The organism is Mesorhizobium metallidurans STM 2683, from assembly GCF_000350085.1.
GTDB lineage: Bacteria > Pseudomonadota > Alphaproteobacteria > Rhizobiales > Rhizobiaceae > Mesorhizobium > Mesorhizobium metallidurans.
In genome coordinates this window covers 40,330-64,429 of sequence record NZ_CAUM01000017.1, presented here as the reverse complement: position 1 = coordinate 64,429, position 24,100 = coordinate 40,330, and the positions used below count along the sequence as shown (strand labels likewise).

Here is a 24,100-nt window from a genome sequence, read left to right as displayed (position 1 = left end):
CTCGACCCTATCCAGCAGTATTATTCTGGCTTACAGGATGAATCGCGACAAATCCGTGTTTCTGGACAAGTCGCCGACATGCTTCTGCACATAGGCGGCGTCGATGGTGACGGCCGTGCCGTTGCGGTCCGGCGCGTCGTAGGAAATCTCGTCCAGCACCCGCTCCATCACCGTCTGCAGGCGTCTGGCGCCGATATTCTCGACGCTGGCGTTGAGATCGACGGCGATGCCGGCAAGCGAATCGATGGCGTCGTCGGTGAAGACGAGATCGACGCCCTCGGTCTTCATCAGCGCGATATACTGCTTGATCAGGCTGGCCTCGGTCTCGGTCAGGATGCGGACGAAATCGTCCTTCTCCAGCGCCCTGAGCTCGACGCGGATCGGCAGCCGGCCCTGCAGCTCCGGCAACAGGTCGGACGGCTTGGCGACATGGAACGCACCCGATGCGATGAACAGGATGTGATCCGTCTTCACCGGTCCATACTTGGTTGCCACCGTGGTGCCTTCGACCAGCGGCAAGAGGTCGCGCTGCACGCCTTCGCGCGACACGCCGGCGCCGATGCCGCCTTCGCGCGAGGCGATCTTGTCGATCTCGTCGAGGAAGACGATGCCGTCGTTTTCGGTCGATTCGAGCGCCCGGCGCACCACCTCGTCCTGGTCGAGCAATTTGTCTGACTCGTCGCCGACCAGCAGCGCGTAGGACTCCTTCACCGTCGTCTTGCGCGTCTTGGTCTTCTTGCCGCCCATCGCCTTCGACAGCATGTCGTTGATGTTGAGCACGCCGATATTGGCGCCCGGCATGCCGGGAATCTCGAAGCCTGGCATGCCGCCATTGCCGGTATCGGCCACCTCGATCTCGATCTCCTTGTCGTCGAGCTCGCCGTCGCGCAGCTTCTTGCGGAAGGAGTCGCGCGTCGCCGGGCTCGCCGTCTTGCCGACCAGCGCTTCCAGCACCCGTTCCTCGGCGTTGACATGCGCGCGCGCCTTGACGTCCTCGCGCATCTTTTCGCGCACCAGGCCAATGGCGATCTCGACCAGGTCGCGGATGATCTGCTCGACGTCGCGGCCGACATAGCCGACCTCGGTGAATTTGGTCGCCTCGACCTTGACGAAGGGCGCGCCGGCAAGCCGCGCCAGGCGGCGCGAAATCTCGGTCTTGCCGACGCCGGTCGGCCCGATCATCAGGATGTTCTTCGGCATCACCTCTTCGCGCATCTGGCCTTGAAGCTGCTGGCGGCGCCAGCGATTGCGCAAGGCGATGGCCACGGCGCGCTTGGCGTCCTTCTGGCCGATGATGAAACGGTCTAGTTCCGAAACGATTTCGCGGGGAGAAAATGTGCTCATATCACTCAAATTCCACTTTGCCACTGCTTGATGACCTCGAACGGATGCAGCAGCATGATCACGTTGAGCGTCAGATTGTCCCGGATGAAGTAGCCGGTGCCCAGTTCGAAGATCAGGGCGAGGCTGACGATCACCCATATAGGAAGCCTTCGCGCCATCACAAATCCCAGCACCATGGCCAGCGTGTCCGACACCGAATTGATGATGCTGTCGCCATAGTAATCGAGCGAAATCGTGCCGGCGCGATAGCGCTCGATGATGAACGGGCTGTTCTCCAGCAGTTCCCAGCCGCCCTCTATGGCCACCGCGAAGGCCAGCCGCAGTCCGATCGGCGAGCGCGGGAACAGAAACTTCGCCAGCGCATAGAACAGGAAGCCGTGGATGATGTGCGAGGGCGTGTACCAGTCGGAAATATGCTGGGAATTCTCCGAGCTCTGCACCACCCCATGCCAGAGTTTCACATAACCGCAGGTGCAGATCGGCGGATGGCCCATGCCGTAGAGGACACCGGCCTGAAAGATGACCAGCGCCAGCGCAAGCAGAAGCCCCATCCGCCAACTGTCTTCATAGGCCGACAGGGTCTTGTCGGCGTCGGATGTGCCCATGCTGCTATTGCCCCTCTTCGGCGTCAATCGCCATCAGCACGACGTCGCCATATTCCGATTGCCGCCGATCTATCGCCCGGAATCCGGCTTTTTCATAGGCGCGAATGGCCCGTGCATTGGCGGGATCCGGGTCGATGATGACACGCGGCGCGCCCTCCTCGAAGAGCTGTTCGGCGAATTGCCGCACAATGGCCGAGCCGTGACCGCGTCCGACAAGCTCCGGCCTGCCGATCGACAGGTCGATGCCGAGCGTGCCGAACGGCTGGTCGCTATAGGGATGGCCGTCCTCCAGATGCGGATCGTAGCTCTGCAGATAGCCGATCGGCCTGCCGTCGAGTTCGATGATCAACGGCTCGACGGAAATGCTATCGATATGCTCACGGATATCGGCGATCTCTTTTTCCGGATCATCCCACCATTCCGCGACATGCGGCTCGGCCAGCCAGCCGGCGATCATCGGCAGGTCCTTCTCGGTCACCGGCCGAAAATCGTAGTGCAGAATCGCCTCAGGCGGCATCGAGCGTTTCGACAACAAAATTGTTGTTGGTGTAGACGCAGATATCGGACGCGATCTGCATCGCCTTGCGGGCGATCTCCTCGGCATCCTTGTCGCTATCCATCAGCGCGCGCGCAGCCGCCAGCGCATAATTGCCGCCCGATCCAATGGCCATGACGCCATATTCGGGTTCCAGCACGTCGCCGGTGCCGGTCAGTGCCAGCGAAACCGACTTGTCGGCAACCAGCATCATCGCTTCCAGCCGGCGCAGATAGCGGTCGGTGCGCCAGTCCTTGGCGAGCTCGACGCAGGCGCGCGTCAACTGGTCCGGATATTGTTCGAGCTTGGCTTCCAGCCGCTCCAGAAGGGTGAAGGCGTCGGCGGTGGCGCCGGCGAAGCCGGCAATGACATTGCCGCCCTTGCCGATGCGGCGCACTTTCCTGGCATTGCCCTTCATGATGGTCTGGCCAAGGCTGACCTGGCCGTCGCCGGCGATGACCACCTTGCTGCCCTTGCGCACCGTTACGATGGTCGTGGCGTGCATGGTCAGTTCATTTGACATGTGCTGCTCCGATTCGCGCCATCCCTTCAAAGGCGATTGGCACGGTACGAGTGACTTTGATTGGCCATATGTATGCATGGGGTGAACGATTGCAAACCGGCCATCCGCAAGGCGCCTTACCGCCCCGCATGGCAACTGGCAATCGCCGGATCATGCTGCTAGAAGGCTTTCGTTTTCAAGCAGGTTGAGCTCCAGAGTGTGCAAACCTGGGACAAGGACAAGATCATGGCGCCCCGTTCCGCCGAGATAAGCCGCAAGACCAAGGAAACCGATATTTCCGTATCGGTCCATGTCGACGGCTCGGGCAAGTCCGATATCGCGACGGGCGTCGGCTTCTTCGACCACATGCTGGACCAGTTGTCGCGCCACTCGCTGATCGACATGACGGTCAAGGCCAGGGGCGACCTGCATATCGACGATCACCACACGGTCGAGGACACGGGTATCGCGCTCGGCCAGGCGCTGGCCAAGGCGCTGGGCGAGCGGCGCGGCATCATGCGCTATGCCTCGATCGATCTCGCCATGGACGAGACGCTGACACGGGCCGCCATCGATGTCTCCGGCCGCCCTTTCCTGGTCTGGAACGTCTCCTTCTCGTCGCCGAAGATCGGCACGTTCGACACCGAGCTGGTGCGCGAGTTCTTCCAGGCGCTGGCGCAGAATGCCGGCATCACACTGCATGTCACCAACCACTATGGCGCCAACAATCACCACATTGCCGAGACCTGCTTCAAGGCGGTGGCCCGCGTTTTGCGGGCAGCCCTTGAACCTGACCCGCGCCAGCCCGACGCGGTTCCTTCCACCAAGGGGTCTCTGAAGGGATAGGCTGATGGCCATCTATGTCGTGATGGAACCGCCGAGCGGCGAAAAGGCCGATACGACCTTTGTCCGGGACGGCTTTTCCTGGCTCGGCTTCCTGGTGCCGCCGCTGTGGCTCGCCTGGCATCGCTTGTGGATAGAAGCGGCCCTGGCTTTTGTCGCCATGGCAGCTCTTTCGATGCTTGCCGAAAAACTGAGCCTCGGGCTGCCCGGATCGCTTTTGTCGCTGCTCGTATCGCTCTATGTCGGGCTGGAGGGGGCGGCCTTGCGGATTGCAGCACTGCGCCGCCGTGGCTGGCATGAATGGGGCGTCGTCGAGGCCGACAGGCTCGACGACGCCGACACGCGCTATGCGCTGGAAGCCGACGCTCGACCCGACCAACTGGCGCCTACGCCGCGCATCGTTCCGGACGCCGCCTATGCCCGGCCGGCGCAGACTGGCATGACGCTGGGATTGACCCACATTCCGGGAAAGCCCTGACATGCGGGTTGCCATCATCGACTACGGCTCGGGCAATCTGCGCTCGGCCACCAAGGCCTTCGAGCGCGCCGCGCACGAAGCCGGCATCGCCGCGACCATCGACCTGACCGCCGATGCCGAACGCGTCCGCGCCGCCGACCGCATCGTGCTGCCCGGTGTCGGCGCCTATGCCGATTGCGCGGCCGGCTTGCGCGCCGTCGAGGGCATGTGGGACGCGGTGGAAGAGGTCGCGATCGCCAAGGGACGGCCGTTTCTCGGCATCTGCGTCGGCATGCAGCTGATGTCGGAGCGTGGTCTGGAAAAGACGGTGACCAAAGGCTTCGGCTGGATCGCCGGCGACGTCAAGGAAATCACACCCGCCGATCCGGCGCTCAAGATTCCGCAGATCGGCTGGAACACGATCGAGCTCAGGCGCAAGCATCCGTTGTTTTCCGGCATTGCGACCGGAGCCAAGGGATTGCACGCCTATTTCGTGCATTCCTACCACCTCGATGCGACGAAGCCGGATGAGGTTCTGGCGACCGCCGACTATGGCGGCGCGGTGACGGCCACCGTTGCCCGCGACAATCTTGTGGGCACGCAATTCCATCCCGAAAAGAGCCAGGCGCTGGGCCTGGCGCTGATCACCAATTTCCTGCGCTGGAGGCCTTGAGAGAATCATGAGCAAGAAGGGCTATTGGCTGGTGATGCTCACGGTGACCGATCCGGAGGGCTACCAGCGCTATCGTGACGCCATTGGCGATGCCGTCTCGCGCTTCGGCGGCCGCTATCTCGTGCGCGGCGGACAGGTCACGAACCCCGAGGGATCGGATTTTGACAGGCATGTCGTGGTCGAGTTCGATTCCTATGAGACGGCTCTGAGCTGTTACCGGTCTCCGGCCTACCAGACGGCGCTGCAGAACCGCGTTGCGTCTTCGACCGGCCATTTCGCGATCGTCGAGGGCGCCTGAAAGTGATCCTGTTTCCGGCCATCGACCTCAAAGACGGCAAGTGCGTGCGCCTGAAGCACGGCGATATGGCGACCGCGACCATCTACAATGACGATCCGGCGGCACAGGCCCGAGCCTTTGAAGAGCAGGGCTTCAAATGGCTGCACGTCGTCGACCTTAACGGCGCCTTCAAGGGCCAGAGCGTCAACAGCGCGGCGGTCGGCGCCATCCTCAAGGCGACCAGGAACCCGGTCCAACTCGGCGGCGGCATCCGCACGCTGGAGCAGATCGAGGACTGGCTCGACCGCGGGCTTGCCCGCGTCATCCTCGGCACTGTGGCGGTGCGCGATCCCGATCTGGTCAGGCAGGCCTGCAAGGCCTTTCCGGGCAAGATCGCCGTCGGCATCGACGCCAAGGGAGGCAAGGTGGCGGTCGAGGGCTGGGCCGAGGCCTCGAGCCTGGGCGTCATCGAACTGGCCAGAAAATTCGAAGGCGCCGGCGTTGCTGCCATCATCTACACCGACATCGACCGCGATGGCGTTTTGACCGGCATCAACTGGGACGCCACCATCGATCTCGCCGACGCGGTGTCGATCCCGGTGATTGCCTCGGGAGGCCTCGCCTCGATCGCCGACATCGTGCGCATGACCATGCCGGATGCGCGCAAACTCGAAGGCGCCATCTCGGGCCGCGCCCTCTATGACGGGCGCATCGATCCGGCCGAGGCGCTGGCGATCCTGACGTCTGGACCGGAGAAGGCGAGGGCGCGATGAAACTCTCGATCATCCTCGCGCCCTATGACAGCGGCCACTTTCACGGCGGCTGCGGCCAGGGGCCAGATGCGCTGATATCAGGCGGGCTGATCGAAGCCATGACGCTGGCCGGTCACGACATCGCTGTCAAGGATATAGGCAAGGTCGGCGACGCGCAGGAGCGCGAAATTGCAACGGGCTTCGCAGTCTGTAATGCCGTTGCAACCGAAGTTCGGGCTGCCCGCGACAATGGACGGTTCCCGATCGTTCTTGCAGGCAACTGCCTGACCAGCGCCGGTGCGGTCGCCGGCGAGGAGGCCGATGCGATCGTCTGGGCCGACCAGCATGGCGACCTCAACACGCCCGAGACATCGATATACGGCTTTCTCGACGGCATGGCGCTGGCCGCCGTTCTGGGGCTCTGCTGGCGGCCGATGGCGTCGGCGATTCCCGACTTCCATGCGATCGATCCTTCGCGCTGCGTGCTCATCAATGCCCGCGATCTCGACCCTGCGGAGACTGAACTGCTGGCGACGCTGCCGGTCATTCGAACGGAATGCCCGGGCGTGGCCAAGGCCGCTGAACGGCTAAAGACCGTTGGCGCGGCCCGAGTGCATATGCATCTCGATCTCGATGTCCACAACCCCGAAGAATTGCAGGCCAACCGTTACGCGCATCCGGGCGGCCCTGCCCCTGCGGAGTTGCGCCAGGCGGTCTGCGACATGGCCCGGTTGCTGCCCGTCGTCGGCATCACCATTTCGGCCTATGACCCGGCATTCGACGCACAGGAGGACGTGCCGCCACTGGTCGGCCAATTGCTCACCGATCTGCTCGCCACGGTGGAGAGCCGCTGATGCTGAAGGCCCGTGTCATTTTGCTCACCGATCTGCTCGCCACGGTGGAGAGCCGCTGATGCTGAAGGCCCGTGTCATTCCCTGTCTCGACGTCAAGAACGGGCGCGTCGTCAAGGGCGTCAATTTCGTCGACCTGGTCGATGCCGGCGATCCGGTCGAGGCGGCCAAGGCCTATGACGCCGCCGGCGCCGACGAGCTCTGCTTTCTCGACATCACCGCTTCATCCGACAATCGCGAAACCATCTTCGATGTCGTCGCCCGCACCGCAGAGCAATGCTTCATGCCGCTGACGGTCGGCGGCGGCGTTCGCCAGGTCGCCGACATCAGGAAGCTGCTGCTGGCCGGCGCCGACAAGGTGTCGATCAACACGGCGGCGGTGAAGAACCCGGATTTCGTCACCGAGGCGGCCGACAAGTTCGGCAACCAGTGCATCGTCGTCGCCATCGACGCCAAGAAGGTTTCCGGCAAGGGCGAGGCCGACCGCTGGGAGATCTTTACCCATGGCGGCCGCGAAAAGACCGGCATCGACGCGGTCGACTTCGCTCGGCGGATGGTCGAACGCGGCGCCGGCGAGATCCTGCTGACGTCGATGGACCGCGACGGCACCAAGGCCGGCTACGACATCGCGCTGACCCGCGCGGTGGCCGACGCGGTGCGCGCGCCGGTCATCGCTTCCGGTGGCGTCGGCACGCTCGATCACCTGGTCGAGGGCATTCGCGACGGCCACGCAGGTGCAGTGCTGGCGGCGTCGATCTTCCATTTCGGCACCTACTCCATCGCCGAAGCCAAGGCGCATATGGCCAGAGCCGGCCTGCCGATGCGACTGGACTCGCCGGTTCATCGGTCTTAAACGGCTGCCATGGCTCAATTTTCGCTCGCCGAGCTGGAAAAGATCATCAATCAACGCGCCCATTCCGGCGACCCGGAGTCATGGACGGCGAAACTGTTTGCCAAAGGCATCGACAAGGCCGCGCAGAAGCTTGGCGAAGAGGCGGTCGAAACGGTGATCGCTGCCGTCCGCAACGACAAAAAGGCTCTCGTTTCGGAAAGTGCCGATCTTATATATCATTGGCTCGTCGTGCTCGGCATCGCAGGTGTTCCGCTAAGCGACGTGCTCAAAGAGCTCGAAACCCGCACCGGGCGTTCGGGTATCGCCGAAAAGGCGTCTCGGCAGGACCGGGGCTGATCGCTGCGGAGGGCAGGAAACTCGATGGACCAGCTCGCTCCCACCGAGAAGTATTCACCGTATCGTTTCTTCTCGGCCGAGCAATGGTCGCAATTCCGCGCCGACACGCCGCTGACGCTCAGCGAAGATGAAATCAACCGCCTGCGCTCGCTCAACGACCCGGTCGACCTCGAAGAGGTCAAGCGCATCTATCTCTCGCTGTCGCGGCTTTTGTCGGCGCATGTCGAGGCCAGTCAGCTGCTGTTCCGGCAACGGCAGGTCTTTTTCAACGCGCAAGACGTGGTCAAGACGCCCTTCATCATCGGCATTGCCGGCTCCGTCGCTGTCGGCAAATCGACCACGGCACGCGTGCTCAAGGAATTGCTGGCGCGCTGGCCATCGAGCCCCAAGGTCGATCTCGTCACCACTGACGGCTTCCTGTTGCCGAACGAGATCTTGCGCCGCGACAACCTCATGGAACGAAAAGGCTTTCCCGACAGCTATGATGTCGGGGCGCTGCTGCGTTTCCTGTCGGGGATAAAGTCGGCGCAGCGTAGTGTCCGCGCGCCCGTCTATTCGCACCTGACCTATGACGTCATTCCCGGCGAGTTCCAGACCATCGACCGGCCGGACATATTGATCTTCGAGGGCATCAACGTCCTGCAACCGGGCAAGCTGCCGAAGGACGGCAAGATCGTGCCCTTCCTGTCGGACTTCTTCGACTTCGCCATCTATATCGATGCCGAAGAGGAGCTGATCCATCAGTGGTACATCGCCCGCTTCATGCGGCTGCGCGAGACCGCTTTCCGCAACCCGGACTCCTTCTTCCACCGCTATTCGCAACTTTCGCAGGGAGCGGCCCGCGCCATCGCCGAAGGTCTGTGGGCCAACATCAACCTGAAGAATTTGCGCGAGAATATCCTGCCGACCAGGGCCCGCGCCGATCTGATCCTGCGCAAAGGTACCAATCATCTTGTCGAGGAAGTGGCGCTGAGGAAGCTGTAACGACACGGGTTAACGGCGCCTTAGCCTATCCTGACTAGCGTCTGGCTGATAATTCCAGCGGGGCCGGGAGCGGTCCGTGATCGATATGCCTGCAACACGCCTGCCTGATGTTTCCGCCTGGCGCACCACATTTGCGCCGCGCCGGCTGCTGAAATTCGCTTCGGTCGGACTTGCGGCCACGGTCGTCTACGCGCTTTGCGCCAGTCTCTTCGCCAGCGCCGGGTCGGGATATCTGTCGCCGGCCCTGGCCTCTCTCGCCGCCTATGCGGTCGCGGCGATCTTCTCCTATCTCGGCCACAAGTTCTTCACCTTCATGTCGGCCGGTTCGCATCGCTTCGAGGCGCCGCGTTTCGCCGTGTTGACCGGGTGCGGCCTTGCCGTCGCCTACCTTCTGCCGACGCTTCTCGTCGGGCAATTCGGCCTGCCAGTTTCGGTTCCGATACTGCTCACCTGCATTCTCATTCCGCTGGTCAACTTTGTCGTTCTCGAACGCTGGATCTTTTCTGGCCGTTCCATGGCAGGCCACGACAAGTGACCGATTGCGAAGGCTAGCCAGGCACCGTCACCCGCCGCAGCGTCAGATTGATCCGCCCGCCATTCCTGAGCAACGCCGAGGTCGAGGGATAGATGCGGTCGACGCCGTGAAAGCTGAGGCGGCCTTCACCGCCAAGCACGACGACATCGCCGCTCTTCAGCCTGAACGATTTCGTGCCGCCTTCACGCGTGTTCTGGCCGACCCGAAACAGACAATCGTCGCCGAGCGAGACGGAGACCACCGGCGCCGAGAAATCGGTCTCGTCGCGGTCCTGGTGAAGCCCCATTTTCGCGTCCTGCGCATAGAAATTGACCAGGCAGGCCTCAGGCGGATGCGGATAGGCCGACACTTCGCGCCACAGCTCCAGCAGCGCCTCCGGGATTGGCGGCCAGGGCGCTCCGGTCAACGGGTGCGTCGGCTGGTAGCGATAGCCGCGCTCCTTGTCGGTGACCCAGCCGAGCGCGCCGCAATTGGTCATGCGCACGCTCATCTCCTTGCCGCTGCGCGGCATCGCCGGCACGAACAGGGGAGCCTCCTGCACGACCCGTCTCACTTCCTCGACCAGCGCCTCCTGAACGGGGCGCGACAGGTAGCCGGGCATGTGGCGGACGCCTTTGGGCAAAACGAGCATCAGCTTGGTCGCTTCATCGGGTTCATCCGGCGGACAATGCCACCAACGAACAAAAACGGCGACCCGAAAGCCGCCGTTCCTTCTCAATGGTGATGTGCTTGGCTCTAGTCGAGATCCGGTATCCGCAAAACCTGGCCCGGATAGATCTTGTCCGGGTGGGTCAGCATCGGCTTGTTGGCCTCGAAGATGATGTTGTTCTTCGCGCCCTTGCCCTTGCCATAGCTCTTTTCGGCGATCTTCCAGAGGTTGTCGCCTTTCTTGACCGTATAAAAGGTCGGTTCCTTGGCCGGCGTTGCGGGCGCGCCGGCTTCGGGTGTGGCAACCTGCAATTCGTCAGCCTGGACCTTGGACACGCCGAGCGTGTTGCCGACGGCGATGACTGCCTTTTCGAAGATCGACTGGTCCTTGACCACGCCCTTCAGCACGGCCGTGTCGCCCTTGACGACGACTTCCACATTGTCGGTGCCGAGATCGTGTGAATCGAGTTCCTTCTTCAGCGTATCGGCGGTCGGCACCGCCTCATCGCCGCCGCCGAAGCCGAGCTTCTTGCCGACGCCCTTGACGAAATCAAACATGCCCATCTGTGGTCTCCCTTGCTGTGGCCGACACCGAACTTGCCATTTGCAACCTTGAATTGGAAGCTGTTTCGACCGTGCAATCGACGTCGCTGGAGCCTGCTTTGTGCGTCCTAATCGTCAGCGATCCGGCCGCGCAGCTTTTTCACCGTCGACCGTCCGGCTTTCGTCTTGAGGCGGCGTTCTACCGCACCTTTCGACGGCTTTGTCTTCTTGCGCGGCGGCGGCGGCGGCTCGGCGGCCTTGGCCACAAGCGTTGTCAGCCTTGACCGCGCGTCCGCCCGGTTCTGCTCCTGCGTGCGAAAACGGCCGGCTTCGATGACGATGACGCCGTCCTTGGTGGCGCGCTGGCCGGCAAGTTTTATGGTCCGCGCGCGCACACGCTCCGACAGGCCCGCCGCATTGGCCGCATCGAAGCGCAACTGCACCGCCGTCGCCACCTTGTTGACGTTCTGGCCGCCCGGGCCGGAGGAACGGATGAAGTCCTCGTGCAGGTCATCCGGATGGATCACCGCATCGTCGGCAATGATGATCTTGTCGTCGGCGTTCATGCCGCAGTCATGGCGCGGCAAATGAAAAAAGAAAAGGCCCGATTCCCGGGTTGGGCCTTCCCGATCCCGCATCGGGCCTTTGCGATGCGTTCAGTCTGCCAGAAGCGCTCTACTCGGCGGCTTCCTGCAGGCGCGGCGCCGCGCCCAGCACCGTGGCGTCGACATGGGTCTCGAATTTTTCGAAATTGACCGCGAACATGCCGACCAGCCTGGCCGCCTGCCGGTCATAGGCCGATCTGTCGGTCCAGGTCGATCTCGGATCGAGGATTGTAGGATCGACGCCCGCGACCGCCACCGGCACTTCGAAACCGAAATTGGTGTCGGTGCGGAAATCGGCCGTTTTCAGCGAGCCGTTGAGGGCGGCGGCAAGCAGCGCCCGCGTCGCCTTGATCGGCATCCGCTTACCGGTGCCGTAGGCGCCGCCGGTCCAGCCGGTGTTGACCAGCCAGCAATCGACGCCGTGGCGGGCGATCAGCTCGCGCAGCAGATTGCCGTATTCCGAGGGATGGCGCGGCATGAACGGTGCACCGAAACAGGTCGAGAATGTCGCTTCGGGCTCGGTCACGCCCTTTTCGGTTCCCGCCACCTTGGCGGTATAGCCGGAAAGGAAATGGTACATCGCCTGCGCCGGCGTCAGCCGCGCGATCGGCGGCATCACGCCGAAGGCGTCGGCGGTCAGCATGATGATGTTCTTCGGATGGTTGGCGCGTCCCGTCCTGCTGGCATTGGCGATGAAGTCGAGCGGGTAGGCGCAGCGCGTATTCTCGGTCAGCCTGCCGTCGTCGAAATCCGGCACGCGGGCCGCGTCGAGCACGACATTCTCCAGCACCGTGCCGAAGCGCCGGGTGGTGGCGAAGATTTCCGGTTCGGCTTCCGCCGAAAGCTTTATCGTCTTGGCATAGCAGCCGCCTTCGAAATTGAAGATGCCGTGCGGCCCCCAGCCGTGCTCGTCGTCGCCGACCAGCGCACGCGCGGGATCGGCCGACAGTGTCGTCTTGCCGGTTCCCGACAGGCCGAAGAAGATGGCGGCGCTGCCGTCGGCACCTTCATTGGCCGAGCAATGCATCGGCATGACGCCCTTCGCCGGCAACAAATAGTTGAGCATGGTAAACACCGACTTCTTCATTTCGCCGGCATAGGAGGTGCCGCCGATCAGCACGATCATGCGCGAGAAATCGACGGCGATCACCGTTTCGGTGCGGGTGCCGTGGCGGGCCGGGTCGGCGCGGAACGACGGCAGGTCGATGATCGTCATGTCGGGCACGAAGTGCTCGAGCGCGGCCGCCTCCGGGCGGATCAGCAGGTTGCGGATGAACAGCGAGTGCCAGGCAAGCTCCGTGATGACCCTGGTCGGCAGTTTCAGGTCCTCGTCGGCGCCGCCGACCAGATCCTGTACATAAAGGTTCTTGTCCGCCGCATGCGCGCGGAAATCTGCAAGCAGCGTGTCGAACTGGTCCGGCGAGATCGCCTTGTTGTTGTCCCACCACACATGCGGCTCGGTGGCGCCGTCGCGCACGATGAATTTGTCCTTGGGCGAGCGGCCGGTGTGCTGTCCGGTCTCGGCGACGAGCGCGCCATGGGCAGTGAGCCGGGCCTCGCCGCGGCGGATCGCTTCCTCGTAAAGGGCGGGCGCCTCGAAATTGTAGCGCACCATGCCAGTGGTGCTCAGGCCGATCCGATCGATCGCATATGCGGAATTGCGTTTGCCGGCTTCCGACATCAAGTGTTCCTTCTTCGTTTGCCGCATCCTGGCCGGCGAATTTCCGGCACCCATAAGGGTCAGAACCAGAAAAGCCGAATGATATCAAATCATTAATCGATTTAAAAAATTTGAAAGTTGTTTAAATCGTTTATATGTGTAAAAAGTTCGGTGGTTACCCAAAGGATTGGCGACCCTTGTTCGTCCAATCCATATCGAGGTGCGCTTGTGGCCGCCGGCAAGCCGCTGGTGACAGCGAACGAAGCCTATGCCACATTTTGTACCTAATTTGTCCTGCAAAAGCCCCTTCTCTACCAAAGAAGGGACAGCTCATGAGGGAGCCGCTTGAAATGGCAACAATCGCGCTTGTCGACGACGACCGCAATATTCTGACGTCGGTGTCGATCGCCCTTGAGTCGGAGGGATATCGCGTCGAGACCTATACGGATGGGGCGTCGGCGCTGGAAGGCCTGGCGGCCCGCCCGCCGAATCTTGCCATCCTCGACATCAAGATGCCACGCATGGACGGCATGGAACTGCTGCGCCGGATGCGTCAGAAATCCGACCTGCCGGTGATCTTCCTGACCTCCAAGGACGACGAGATCGATGAGCTTTTCGGCCTCAAGATGGGCGCCGACGACTTCATCCGCAAACCCTTCTCGCAGCGTCTTCTGGTCGAGCGGGTCCGCGCCGTGCTGCGCCGGGCCAGCGCCCGCGAGGCGGCGGCCAAGACGCCCAACCAGCAGGCCCGCTCGCTCGAGCGCGGCCAGCTTGTCATGGACCAGGAGCGCCACACCTGCACCTGGAAGGGCGAGCCGGTGACGCTGACCGTCACCGAATTCCTGATCCTGCATTCGCTGGCCCAGCGTCCCGGCGTGGTGAAAAGCCGTGATGCGCTGATGGATTCGGCCTATGATGAACAGGTCTATGTCGACGACCGCACCATCGATAGCCACATCAAGCGGCTGCGCAAGAAGTTTAAGGCCGTCGATGACGACTTCGAGATGATCGAAACCCTTTACGGAGTCGGATACCGGTTCCGCGAAGCGTGAGGCCGTGAATGGTGAATAGTGCGCGGGTCCTTTATGGATCTGGTATGGATCTGGCCTATCTTAGGCGCCCATTTTTCCATTTACCATTTACCATTCACCAGACAGGGACTGCTATTCGATGGCAGTGGACGTAGAGCGGGTTAGAAGGGCGGGCGCTGCCAGGCGCCCGTCGCGGATTCTGCCCGCGTTCCTGTCGAAGATAACGGTGCCGATGCGCCGGTTCCTCGGCCATCATATCTTTTCCAGCCTGACGCGGCGCATCCTCTTTCTCAACCTCGCCGGCCTTGCCGTGCTGGTCACCGGCATTCTCTACCTCAATACGTTCCGCGACGGGCTGATCGATGCCCGGGTCGAAAGCCTGATGACGCAGGGCGAGATCATCGCCGGCGCGATCGCCGCCTCGGCCACGGTCGAGACCGATTCGATCAGCATCGACCCGGAGAAGCTGCTCGAACTGCAGGCCGGCGAAAGCCTTGGTCCCGGCTCCGACCAGCTCGACAATCTGGATTTCCCGATCAATCCGGAGCGCGTCGCCCCCGTGCTCAGGCGGCTGATCTCGCCGACGCGGACGCGCGCCCGCATCTACGACCGCGACGCCAACCTGTTGCTCGATTCCCGCCATCTCTATTCGCGCGGCCAGATCCTTCGCTACGACCTGCCCCCCGTCGAGGAGGAAGAGCCCGACCTCGTCGAGCGGATCCAGAAATTCGTCTTCGACTTCTTCCGCAACACCGCATTGCCTGTCTACCACGAGCAGCCAGGCGGCAATGGCGCGGCATTTCCCGAGGTGGTCAAGGCGCTCACCGGCAGCCCGTCGACCATTGTGCGGATTTCCGAACAGGGCGAGCAGATCGTTTCGGTCGCCGTGCCGATCCAGCGCTTCCGCGCCGTCCTCGGCGTGCTGATGCTATCGACCGAAGGCGGCGACATCGACAAGATCGTCGCTGCCGAGCGCAAGGCGATCCTGCGCGTCTTCGGTATCGCAGCCCTTGTCACGGCCATCCTGTCGATGCTCTTGGCCTCGACCATCGCCAATCCGCTGCGCCGGCTGTCGGCGGCGGCGGTCAGGGTGCGGCGCGGCGTCAAGAACCGCGAGGAAATCCCGGACTTCTCCGACCGCCAGGACGAGATCGGCAATCTGTCGATCGCCGTGCGCGACATGACCAATGCGCTCTATGCCCGTATCGAGGCGATCGAGAGTTTCGCGGCCGACGTCTCGCATGAGCTGAAGAACCCGCTCACCTCGCTGCGCAGCGCGGTGGAAACCTTGCCGCTGGCCAAGAACGACAATTCGCGTGGCCGGCTGATGGAGATCATCCAGCACGATGTGCGCCGCCTGGATCGTCTCATCACCGATATTTCCGATGCCTCCCGCCTGGACGCCGAGCTCGCGCGGGAAGACGCGGGAACGGTCGACCTGAAGAAATTCATCACCGACCTCGTCGCCGTCTCGCGCGAAACCACGCGCAACAAGAAGTCCGTCGAGATCGAGCTCAAGGTCGCCAAGATGCCGCAGGGCGTCAAGGGCTACTTCGTCACCGGCCATGATCTGAGGATCGGCCAGGTCATCACCAATCTGATCGAGAATGCCCGCTCCTTCGTTCCCGAGGAACGCGGCCACATCGCTATTTCGCTGGAGCGCGCCGGCAAGGTCAACATCGTCACCATCGACGACAATGGTCCAGGCATCCGGGCCGACAACATCGAGCGCATCTTCGAACGCTTCTACACCGACCGGCCGGCCGGCGAGGCGTTCGGCCAGAATTCAGGCCTTGGCTTGTCGATATCCAGGCAGATCGTCGAAGCCCATGGCGGCACGCTGACCGCCGAGAACATCCCCGGCACCAAGCCCGGCGAGATCAAGGGCGCGCGCTTCGTCGTCACGCTGCCGGCCGAAGGCTGAAGCATGATCCCAAAAAGTGGGAGCCGGTTTTTGGACAAGATCATGCTTGATCCAAAAGGCATGATCCCAAAAAGTGGGAACCGGTTTTTGGACAAGATCATGCTTGATCCACAAGGCATGATCCCGAAAGGTGGGAACCGGTTTTCGGACAAGATCATGCTTGATCCAAAAAACATGATCCCGAAAAGTGGGACCGGTTTTCGGACGAGATCATGCCTGATGCTGTTGTGAACGCTGAAAACATTCACGGCACGGCGCTGCTGATCGGCGAGCGTGGCGTCCTCGTCACCGGGCCATCCGGTTCGGGCAAGACGACGCTGGCGCTGACGCTCCTGGACCATTGCCGCGCACGCGGGCTGTTTTCGCGGCTTATCGGCGACGACAGGCTGCTCGCGGTGACCCACGCCGGGCGGCTGGTCTGTCGCGTGCCGGCGGCCATCGCCGGTCTTGCCGAAGTGCCTGGGTTCATGCCGCGCCCGCTGCCGTTCGAGCCGGGGGGGGTGATCGACCTGCATGTCCGGCTGGTGCCGAAGGCGGAAATGGCCCGTTTCCAGGAGGAAATCAGCGAGCCGGTGGCAGGCTGTCCGGTGCCGCGCATCGACCTTGCCGAGCGTAACGCCGCCACGGCCTTGCCGGCGGTGATGGCGCGGCTCTCCATCGCGCCTTTTTTATGATCCGGTTTCGATTTTTTGCTGCAATGCGTCAAAATGGCCCGGGCCGGCGCAATTTTGGGCTTGTCAACGGGCCTCGCGTCGACAAGATAGCGCTCCCGCCGCCTGGAATGGCCGGCGAGCATAAAAAGCGCCTGTGAAGCGGCGATGACGGGAGCCACCAACGCATGATCGGACTCGTGCTTGTAACGCACGGTCAACTGGCCGCCGAGTTCCGCCATGCCGTGGAACATGTCGTCGGGCCACAAGACAATTTCGAGACCGTGGCGATCGGCGCCGAGGACGATATGGAGCAGCGCCGCCGCGATATTGTCGATGCCGTTGCCCGCGTCGACACGGGAGCGGGCGTCATCGTCTTGACCGACATGTTCGGCGGCACACCGTCAAATCTTGCCATTTCGGTGATGGAGTCCGGACGCACCGAGGTCATTGCCGGCATGAACCTGCCGATGCTGATCAAGCTGTCCAGCATTCGCAAGGGCGACAACATGACGGCCGCGCTCGATGAGGCGCAGGCCGCCGGCCGCAAATACATCAACGTCGCCAGTCAGCTCCTGAGCAGCAAATGAACGCGCTGTCGTCGCAAAAGGATGAAATCGTCCGGGAGTTTCCGATCGTCAACCAGCGTGGCCTGCATGCCCGCGCCTCGGCGAAATTCGTTCAGCTCGCCAGCGGCTTCAATGCCACGGTCCATGTCGAGAAGGATGGCGTCAAGGTCGGCGGCACCTCGATCATGGGTCTTATGATGCTGGCCGCGAGCCCCGGTTTCTCGATCCGCGTCACCGCCAGCGGTCCGCAGGCCGCGGAGGTCATCGACGCGCTGGAGCGGCTGGTCGCTTCCCGCTTCGGTGAGGAAGTCTAACATCTCCGTAAGACATGCACGGATAAAGATTTCTTTATATCCCATTGTCGTGCGGCCGGCGATCTGCTAGTCAGGCCGGCACTTAGCGCCCTTCGACGCCTTCCGGCGCGGGCGCATCCGTAAAAACAATTCTTGATCGGAGCACTGCCATGACGGGTAGCAAGGACTATGTGGTCGCCGACATTTCGCTTGCCGGCTGGGGCCGCAAGGAAATCGAGATCGCCGAAACCGAAATGCCGGGTCTGATGGCCTGCCGCGAGGAATTCGGCAAGGCCAAGCCGCTCAAGGGCGCGCGCATCACCGGTTCGCTGCACATGACCATCCAGACGGCGGTGCTGATCGAAACGCTGAAGGAACTCGGCGCCGATATCCGCTGGGCCTCCTGCAACATCTTCTCGACCCAGGACCACGCCGCCGCGGCCATTGCCGAGGCGGGCATTCCGGTCTTCGCCGTCAAGGGTGAGACGCTCGAGGACTATTGGGTCTACACCGACAAGATCTTCCAGTGGGCCGATGGCGGCACCTCCAACATGATCCTCGACGATGGCGGCGACGCCACCATGTACATCCTCATCGGCGCCCGTGCCGAGGCCGGCGAGGACGTGCTGTCCAATCCGGGCAGCGAGGAAGAGGAAATCCTGTTTGCGCAGATCAAGAAGCGCATGAAGGCCTCGCCCGGCTTCTTCACCAAGCAGAAGGAAGCGATCCGCGGCGTCACCGAAGAGACGACGACCGGCGTCAACCGGCTCTACCAGCTGCAGAAGAAGGGCCTGCTGCCGTTCCCGGCCATCAACGTCAACGATTCCGTGACCAAGTCGAAATTCGACAACAAATATGGCTGCAAGGAATCGCTGGTCGACGGCATTCGCCGCGGCACCGACACGATGATGGCGGGCAAAGTTGCGGTCGTCTGCGGTTATGGCGACGTCGGCAAGGGCTCTTCGGCCTCGCTGAAGGGCGCCGGCGCCCGCGTCAAGGTCACCGAGGTCGATCCGATCTGCGCATTGCAGGCGGCGATGGACGGCTTCGAAGTCGTCACGCTCGAAGATGCGGCACCGACGGCCGACATCGTCATCACCACCACCGGCAACAAGGACGTCGTCACTCTCGACCACATGCGGTCGTTCAAGGACATGGCGATCGTTGGCAATATCGGCCACTTCGACAATGAGATCCAGGTGGCGTCGCTGCGCAATCTGAAATGGACCAACATCAAGCCGCAGGTCGACCTGATCACCTTCCCGGACGGCAAGCGGATGATCCTTTTGTCGGAAGGCCGCCTGCTCAATCTCGGCAACGCCACCGGCCATCCGAGCTTCGTCATGTCGGCGTCTTTCACCAATCAGGTGTTGGCGCAGATCGAGCTCTACACCAAGCCCGGCCAGTACGAGAACCAGGTCTATGTCCTGCCCAAGCATCTCGATGAAAAGGTCGCGCGCCTGCATCTAGACAAGCTCGGCGCCCGCCTCACCGAACTGTCGGGCGAACAGGCCGCCTATATCGGCGTGACTCCGAAGGGACCGTTCAAGCCGGAACACTACCGCTATTAACCACAGCGCAAATTACCACTAGATATTGACGCCGGGCGATTGACTTTTCGCCCGGCTTATTTTTGCGCTGATTGATTCTTCACGCCGATTCGCGCAAGCGCTATGGTGCTGATTCGCGGTCCGGGGACGAGGGCCGACGCACACGATCAGGCCGGTCTTGCATTCAGGCGGCGAAGAGGACCAAGACATGCCGGGGGATTACCCGCTTTGCGCGGGACAGGCCGTTTCCGGCGGCCGTAACGATTCGGGTGTTACCGGCTCCGCTGCCGAAGGCGGCGGCCTCTTGTGGCGCGCTGGCATTCGCGTCGCGAAATTGCTTTCTTCCTCCGCGCTTGCCGGGCCGCTGCTTGGTTTTGCGGCGCATGCTGAAACCACTGGCGTGCGCAAGGCCGCGCTGCCGGTCAGCACGGTCGAGGTCATGCAGCTCGCCGTGTTCGTCGGCGTCATGGGCGCCGCGCTCCTGTCGGCCATCGTTCTGATCCGCGAGCGGGCACGCACCTCGGCGGAAAACCTCGAACTGAGGTCCCGCATCGCCGATGTCAACGCAGCACTGCAGCGTTCCGAGGCGCTGCTCAACACGCGCGACCAGCGCGTGGTTGTATGGGCCTCGGAAAACAAGAAGCCTGAAATCATCGGCACATTGCCGCTCGAGAGCGGCGCCCCGGAAGACCGGGCCGCTTTCCTTGCCTTCGGCCGCTGGTTGATGCCGCGCTCGGCGGCGGCGCTAGAACATGCCGTGGCGGGGTTGCGCGAAAAGGCCAAGCCGTTCGATCTTGTCATCGAATCCCTGGTCGGCGCGCCGCTCGAAGTGCATGGACGCAAGAGCGCGGCACATGTGCTTGTGCGCTTCGTCTCGCTCTCGCAAACGCAGCGCAGCGAGGCCAGGCTGAAGATCGAGAACCAGCGCCTCGCCGCTGATTACGACACCATGATAGGCCTTCTCGACGCGCTCAACATGCCGTCATGGCTGCGCACCACCGACGGGCGGCTGAAGTGGGTCAACCGCGCCTATGCCGAGGCCGTCGAGGCGCAGAACGCCGAAGTCGCCGTTCGCGATGCCAAGGAATTCCTGGGCGGCCAGGCGCGCGATGCGATCGCCGCGCAGCACAAGTCGCATCCCGTCTTCGAGCAGACGCTTTCCACCGTGATCGGGGGCGACCGGCGCATGTTCGCCGTGACCGACTTCGCCGGCGCGGACGGATCGGCGGGTCTTGCCAGCGACACCAGCGCCATCGAAGCCATCCGCGGCGAATATGAACGGACCGTGCAGAGCCATGCCGATACGCTCGACCAACTCAACACCGCCGTGGCGATTTTCGACACCGACGAGAAGCTGCGCTTCTTCAACCAGGCCTTCCAGAAACTATGGGGCCTCGACAGCGGCTTCCTGCACAGCGCTCCCGACAACGCCTTGTTGCTCGACCGGCTGCGCAGCGAAGGCAAGATCGCCGAGCAGCCCGAATGGCGGCGCTGGAAGGAGAGCCTGCTCGGCGCCTATCGCGCGGTCGAGTCGCAGGAGCATTGGTGGCATCTACCGGACGGCAAGACCATCCGCGTCATCGCCAATCCGCAGCCCAAGGGCGGCGTCACCTGGGTGTTCGAGAACCTGACCGAAAAGATGGACCTCGAAAGCCGTTACCAGACCGCGGTGCGGGTCCAGGGCGAGACGCTCGACAACCTTGCCGAAGGCGTGGCTGTGTTCGGCCCGGACGGCAGGCTCAGACTGTCGAATCCGGCATTCGCGACGCTTTGGCGGCTGGACGCCGACACCGCCAAGCCAAACGTCCACGTTTCCACGATCCGCGATTTCTGCGATCAACGTGCCGCCGGCAGTCCCTGGGGCGGGTTCGTCGCCGCCATCACCGGCTTCGACGACGAGCGCCGCGACCGCCATGGCCAGACCGAGCTGAACGACGGCACCGTGCTGCGCTACGCGATGATCCCGCTGCCCAACGGGCAGGTGATGATGACCTTCGTCGACGTCACCGACAGCGTCAATGTCGAGCGGGCGCTGAAGGACAAGAACGAGGCGCTGGAAAAATCCGACCAGCTCAAGAACGAGTTCGTGCAGCACGTCTCCTATGAACTACGCTCGCCGCTCACCAACATCATCGGCTTCACCGAGCTTCTTTCCTTACCGTCGACCGGGCAGTTGAGCCGGAAGCAGCGCGAATATGTCGAGCATGTCGGGTCGTCGTCCTCGGTGCTGCTCACCATAGTCAACGACATCCTCGATCTGGCGACGGTGGATGCCGGCATCATGCAGCTCGACATCTCCGAGGTTCACATCGACCGGACCATCGCCGCCGCCGCCGAACTGGTGGCCGACCGGCTGGAGGAGCATTCGATCAAGCTCAAGATCGATGCGGCCGCGGCGCCAAAAACCTTCCATGGCGACGAGATTCGCATCCGCCAGATCCTCTACAATCTGTTGAGCAACGCGGCGAATTACGCGCCGGAGGCGAGCACCATCACGCTCGCCTGCCGCCAGCTTGCCGAAGGCGTGGAATTCTCCGTTCATGACGATGGCCCCGGCATGCCGCCGGACCTGCTCGATTCGGTGTTCCGCCGTTTCGAACCACGCACCAATGGCGGCCGCCGGCGCGGCGCCGGCCTCGGCCTGTCGATCGTCAAGAGTTTTGTCGAACTGCATGGCGGCAGCGTCCGCATCGAGACCGGCAAGGACAAGGGCACCACTGTCATCTGTGCCTTTCCCGACACGCCGGGCATCCGCGCCGCGGCCGAGTAGCGCGCTCGATGGCGGGCATGGTGCTGGAGCGATTTCTCGCCGACGAGGCTGCGACCGCAAGGCTCGGCGAGGATCTGGCCATGTCGCTGCGGCCCGGCGACGTGCTGGCGCTGAAGGGCGATCTCGGCGCCGGCAAGTCGAGTTTGGCGCGGGCGCTGATCAGGGCGATGGCCGAGGACGCCGGCCTCGACGTGCCGAGCCCGACCTTCACGCTCGTCCAGAGCTATGAGGCGCGCGTTCCCGTACATCATTTCGACCTCTATCGCTTGTCCGCGGCGTCAGAGCTCGACGAACTGGGTTTCGATGAGGCTTTGGCGCAAGGTGCTGCGCTGGTCGAGTGGCCGGAACGGGCAGGGCCCTATCTGCCCGAGACCTCGGTGCTGATCGAACTTGCCCTTCAGGGCGAGGGCCGCCTGGCGAGATTGTCGGGACAGGGCGCTGCCTTCGAGCGCGCGGCGCGATCGCTGGCCATGCGCGATTTTCTGGACGAGGCCGGCTGGGGCGACGCGCAAAGACGATATTTCGTCGGCGACGCCTCGGCCCGCTCCTATGAGGTCGTTTCGTTAGCCGGACTGCCGCCGCGTGTCCTGATGAACTCGCCCAGGCTGGTGCTCGGGCCACCGGTCCGCGACGGCAAGCCCTATGCGGCAATCGCCCATTCGGCGCAATCCGTCACGGCCTTCGTCGCCATCGACAAGGCATTGCTGGCCGCCGGCGTCAGCGTGCCGCAAATCCACGCCGAGGATCTCGACCAGGGCTTTTTGTTGCTTGAGCATCTCGGCGCCGAAGGGTTCCTTGGCAGCGATGGTCAGCCGGTCGCCGAGCGCTATGCGGCGGCGGCCGAACTGTTGGCCATGATGCATGGCAAGGCCTGGCCCGCGCGGATGCAAGCCGCCCCCGGCATCTTCCACGACGTGCCGCCCTTCGACCGTGACGCGATGATGATCGAGGCCGATCTTTTGGTCGATTGGTATGTGCCGATGCTGACCGGCGGCCCGGCCAGCGATACCTTGCGAGCCGGCTACCACAGGGAATGGAACGCGGTTCTCGACCGGCTGCGGGATCGCGAATACACGCTGATGTTGCGCGACTTTCACTCACCCAACATCATCTGGCGCGGCGACCGCTCCGGCCATGACCGCCTTGGCATCGTCGACATCCAGGACGCGCTGATCGGCCCGTCCGCCTATGACGTTGCCTCGCTGGCGATGGATGCCCGTGTCACAGTATCGCCCGACATCGAGAAGCACACGCTGGATGCCTATATCGCGGCGCGCCACGCGGCCGGCGGCTTCGATGAGGAGGCGTTCGTCGAGACCTACGCAATCATGGCGGCGCAGCGCAATTCGAAGATCCTCGGCATTTTCGTGCGGCTCGAAAAGCGCGACGGCAAGCCCTATTATCTCAAGCACCTGCCGCGCATTCGCGACTATCTCAGGCGGGCGCTGGCGCATCCGGCGCTGGCCGGCCTCAGGGATTTCTACGTCGCGCACGGCTTGCTGGAGGAACGGCCGCTGTGACGGCGCACCTTAAAACCGCGATGGTGCTCGCCGCCGGGCTTGGCAAGCGCATGCGGCCGATCACCGATACGATGCCGAAACCGCTGGTCAAGATATCAGGCAAGACATTGCTCGACTGGGGCCTGGACAGCCTGACCGAGGCCGGCGTCACCAAGGCCGTGGTCAACGTCCACTATCTCCCCGGGCAGATCGTCTCGCATGTCGCCGGGCGCGACGCTCCGAAGGTGGTCATATCGGACGAAAGCGAAAGACTGCTCGATTCCGCCGGCGGCATCGTCCATGCCTTGCCGGAACTGGGCAAGGCGCCTTTCTACATCGTCAACGCCGACACCTTCTGGATCGACGCCGGCGCGTCCAATCTCGCCCGCCTTGCCCTTGCATGGGATGCGGCGAAAATGGATATTCTGCTGATGCTTGCGGATATCAAGTCAGCGACCGGACATAGCGGCGGCACCGATTTCCTGATGGCGCCGGACGGCGCCCTGCGGCGTTCGAAGGGCGATCCGGCGGGCCTGATCTATGCGGGTGCTGCCATCGTCCATCCGCGCCTGTTCGAGGATGCGCCGGCCGGGCCGCATTCGCTCAACGCCTATTTCGATAGCGCTATCGCCGCTGGCCGCCTGTTCGGCATGGCGATGCACGGCCGTTGGATCACGGTCGGCACGCCCGACGCCATTCCGCTTGCGGAAGCGGCGGTCGCCGGCGCCCTGGAGCATGATCCCGAAAAGTTGCAGGCTTTTCGGGCAAGATCATGCGAAAAGACAAAGAACTAGAGCAGGATGACCGGTTC

28 protein-coding genes are annotated in these 24,100 nt (G+C 63.0%); 20 read left to right on the top strand and 8 right to left on the bottom strand.

Going from position 1 to position 24,100, the window contains the following annotated elements; translation table 11 throughout:
• Positions 1-30: 30 nt before the first annotated feature.
• The 4 genes from hslU to hslV are packed head-to-tail and all read right to left on the bottom strand — an operon-like array spanning position 31 to position 3,007.
• Positions 31-1,344, bottom strand: coding sequence for an ATP-dependent protease ATPase subunit HslU (gene hslU, locus MESS2_RS04065; RefSeq protein WP_040592038.1), 1,314 nt, complete (start codon positions 1,342-1,344; stop codon positions 31-33).
• A gap of 5 nt (positions 1,345-1,349) precedes the next feature.
• Complete coding sequence (locus tag MESS2_RS04060) at positions 1,350-1,949, bottom strand: DUF2585 domain-containing protein (RefSeq protein WP_008872807.1); 600 nt, start codon at positions 1,947-1,949, stop codon at positions 1,350-1,352.
• 4 nt (positions 1,950-1,953) lie between these two features.
• Positions 1,954-2,466 (bottom strand): GNAT family N-acetyltransferase, encoded by a 513-nt coding sequence (locus tag MESS2_RS04055; protein ID WP_008872806.1) that lies wholly within the window; start codon positions 2,464-2,466, stop codon positions 1,954-1,956.
• Positions 2,456-3,007: an ATP-dependent protease subunit HslV gene (gene hslV, locus MESS2_RS04050; RefSeq protein WP_008872805.1), complete on the bottom strand. Its 552-nt coding sequence runs from the start codon at positions 3,005-3,007 to the stop codon at positions 2,456-2,458. Before hslV ends, MESS2_RS04055 begins: the two co-directional genes overlap by 11 nt.
• Positions 3,008-3,232: 225 nt before the next feature.
• On the opposite strand from hslV, the gene hisB reads away from it, so the two are divergent.
• From hisB to MESS2_RS04000, 10 genes are all read left to right on the top strand, one after another.
• The gene (gene hisB / locus MESS2_RS04045) at positions 3,233-3,832 is read left to right on the top strand and encodes an imidazoleglycerol-phosphate dehydratase HisB (protein ID WP_008872803.1); all 600 of its coding nucleotides are present in this window, start codon (positions 3,233-3,235) and stop codon (positions 3,830-3,832) included.
• Positions 3,833-3,836: 4 nt separating this feature from the next.
• Complete coding sequence (locus MESS2_RS04040; RefSeq protein WP_008872802.1) at positions 3,837-4,307, top strand: DUF2628 domain-containing protein; 471 nt, start codon at positions 3,837-3,839, stop codon at positions 4,305-4,307.
• A 1-nt stretch (position 4,308) separates the two neighbouring features.
• Positions 4,309-4,959 (top strand): imidazole glycerol phosphate synthase subunit HisH, encoded by a 651-nt coding sequence (gene hisH, locus MESS2_RS04035; RefSeq protein WP_008872801.1) that lies wholly within the window; start codon positions 4,309-4,311, stop codon positions 4,957-4,959.
• 7 nt (positions 4,960-4,966) lie between these two features.
• Complete coding sequence (locus MESS2_RS04030) at positions 4,967-5,257, top strand: DUF1330 domain-containing protein (RefSeq protein ID WP_008872800.1); 291 nt, start codon at positions 4,967-4,969, stop codon at positions 5,255-5,257.
• 2 nt (positions 5,258-5,259) lie between these two features.
• Complete coding sequence (hisA, locus tag MESS2_RS04025; protein ID WP_008872799.1) at positions 5,260-6,009, top strand: 1-(5-phosphoribosyl)-5-[(5-phosphoribosylamino)methylideneamino]imidazole-4-carboxamide isomerase; 750 nt, start codon at positions 5,260-5,262, stop codon at positions 6,007-6,009.
• The gene (locus tag MESS2_RS04020) at positions 6,006-6,842 is read left to right on the top strand and encodes an arginase family protein (RefSeq protein WP_008872798.1); all 837 of its coding nucleotides are present in this window, start codon (positions 6,006-6,008) and stop codon (positions 6,840-6,842) included. Before hisA ends, MESS2_RS04020 begins: the two co-directional genes overlap by 4 nt.
• Positions 6,843-6,897: 55 nt before the next feature.
• Positions 6,898-7,692 carry an imidazole glycerol phosphate synthase subunit HisF gene (gene hisF / locus MESS2_RS04015; protein WP_040592046.1) on the top strand — a complete coding sequence of 265 codons (795 nt, stop codon included), beginning with the start codon at positions 6,898-6,900 and terminating at the stop codon, positions 7,690-7,692.
• A gap of 9 nt (positions 7,693-7,701) precedes the next feature.
• A complete protein-coding gene (locus MESS2_RS04010; protein WP_008872796.1) occupies positions 7,702-8,028 on the top strand; it encodes a phosphoribosyl-ATP diphosphatase in 327 nt (108 codons plus the stop codon).
• Between the two features lie 24 nt (positions 8,029-8,052).
• Positions 8,053-9,012, top strand: coding sequence for a type I pantothenate kinase (gene coaA, locus MESS2_RS04005; RefSeq protein ID WP_008872795.1), 960 nt, complete (start codon positions 8,053-8,055; stop codon positions 9,010-9,012).
• An 85-nt stretch (positions 9,013-9,097) separates the two neighbouring features.
• Positions 9,098-9,547, top strand: coding sequence for a GtrA family protein (locus MESS2_RS04000; RefSeq protein WP_051069030.1), 450 nt, complete (start codon positions 9,098-9,100; stop codon positions 9,545-9,547).
• A gap of 13 nt (positions 9,548-9,560) precedes the next feature.
• Here the strand turns inward: MESS2_RS04000 and MESS2_RS03995 are convergent, their stop codons facing one another.
• The 4 genes from MESS2_RS03995 to MESS2_RS03980 form a co-directional block, all read right to left on the bottom strand.
• Positions 9,561-10,178, bottom strand: coding sequence for an alpha-ketoglutarate-dependent dioxygenase AlkB family protein (locus MESS2_RS03995; protein ID WP_008872793.1), 618 nt, complete (start codon positions 10,176-10,178; stop codon positions 9,561-9,563).
• 104 nt (positions 10,179-10,282) lie between these two features.
• On the bottom strand, positions 10,283-10,759 hold the full coding sequence (gene lysM, locus MESS2_RS03990; protein WP_008872792.1) for a peptidoglycan-binding protein LysM: 477 nt from the start codon (positions 10,757-10,759) through the stop codon (positions 10,283-10,285).
• 107 nt (positions 10,760-10,866) lie between these two features.
• Complete coding sequence (gene arfB / locus MESS2_RS03985; RefSeq protein ID WP_008872791.1) at positions 10,867-11,304, bottom strand: alternative ribosome rescue aminoacyl-tRNA hydrolase ArfB; 438 nt, start codon at positions 11,302-11,304, stop codon at positions 10,867-10,869.
• Positions 11,305-11,413: 109 nt separating this feature from the next.
• Positions 11,414-13,024, bottom strand: a complete 1,611-nt coding sequence (locus MESS2_RS03980) for a phosphoenolpyruvate carboxykinase (RefSeq protein ID WP_008872790.1) — start codon at positions 13,022-13,024, stop codon at positions 11,414-11,416.
• A 329-nt stretch (positions 13,025-13,353) separates the two neighbouring features.
• Between MESS2_RS03980 and MESS2_RS03975 the strand changes: the two genes are divergently transcribed.
• The 10 genes from MESS2_RS03975 to MESS2_RS03930 all read left to right on the top strand — a co-directional run bounded on the left by MESS2_RS03975 (position 13,354) and on the right by MESS2_RS03930 (position 24,083).
• Positions 13,354-14,055: a response regulator transcription factor gene (locus MESS2_RS03975; RefSeq protein ID WP_081609615.1), complete on the top strand. Its 702-nt coding sequence runs from the start codon at positions 13,354-13,356 to the stop codon at positions 14,053-14,055.
• Positions 14,056-14,173: 118 nt separating this feature from the next.
• Complete coding sequence (locus MESS2_RS03970) at positions 14,174-15,958, top strand: sensor histidine kinase (RefSeq protein ID WP_008872788.1); 1,785 nt, start codon at positions 14,174-14,176, stop codon at positions 15,956-15,958.
• A gap of 30 nt (positions 15,959-15,988) precedes the next feature.
• Positions 15,989-16,189, top strand: a complete 201-nt coding sequence (locus tag MESS2_RS03965; protein WP_157357603.1) for a hypothetical protein — start codon at positions 15,989-15,991, stop codon at positions 16,187-16,189.
• Positions 16,171-16,632, top strand: a complete 462-nt coding sequence (locus MESS2_RS03960; protein WP_008872786.1) for an HPr kinase/phosphorylase — start codon at positions 16,171-16,173, stop codon at positions 16,630-16,632. Before MESS2_RS03965 ends, MESS2_RS03960 begins: the two co-directional genes overlap by 19 nt.
• Positions 16,633-16,796: 164 nt before the next feature.
• Positions 16,797-17,198, top strand: a complete 402-nt coding sequence (locus MESS2_RS03955) for a PTS sugar transporter subunit IIA (protein ID WP_006325638.1) — start codon at positions 16,797-16,799, stop codon at positions 17,196-17,198.
• Positions 17,195-17,491, top strand: coding sequence for an HPr family phosphocarrier protein (locus MESS2_RS03950; RefSeq protein ID WP_008872785.1), 297 nt, complete (start codon positions 17,195-17,197; stop codon positions 17,489-17,491). Before MESS2_RS03955 ends, MESS2_RS03950 begins: the two co-directional genes overlap by 4 nt.
• Positions 17,492-17,640: 149 nt before the next feature.
• The gene (gene ahcY / locus MESS2_RS03945; RefSeq protein WP_008872784.1) at positions 17,641-19,041 is read left to right on the top strand and encodes an adenosylhomocysteinase; all 1,401 of its coding nucleotides are present in this window, start codon (positions 17,641-17,643) and stop codon (positions 19,039-19,041) included.
• A gap of 187 nt (positions 19,042-19,228) precedes the next feature.
• Positions 19,229-21,790 carry a sensor histidine kinase gene (locus MESS2_RS03940; RefSeq protein ID WP_008872783.1) on the top strand — a complete coding sequence of 854 codons (2,562 nt, stop codon included), beginning with the start codon at positions 19,229-19,231 and terminating at the stop codon, positions 21,788-21,790.
• Positions 21,791-21,798: 8 nt separating this feature from the next.
• Positions 21,799-23,310 (top strand): bifunctional tRNA (adenosine(37)-N6)-threonylcarbamoyltransferase complex ATPase subunit type 1 TsaE/phosphotransferase, encoded by a 1,512-nt coding sequence (locus MESS2_RS03935; protein WP_008872782.1) that lies wholly within the window; start codon positions 21,799-21,801, stop codon positions 23,308-23,310.
• A gap of 20 nt (positions 23,311-23,330) precedes the next feature.
• Positions 23,331-24,083, top strand: a complete 753-nt coding sequence (locus MESS2_RS03930) for a nucleotidyltransferase family protein (protein ID WP_008872781.1) — start codon at positions 23,331-23,333, stop codon at positions 24,081-24,083.
• Positions 24,084-24,100 lie beyond the last annotated feature (17 nt).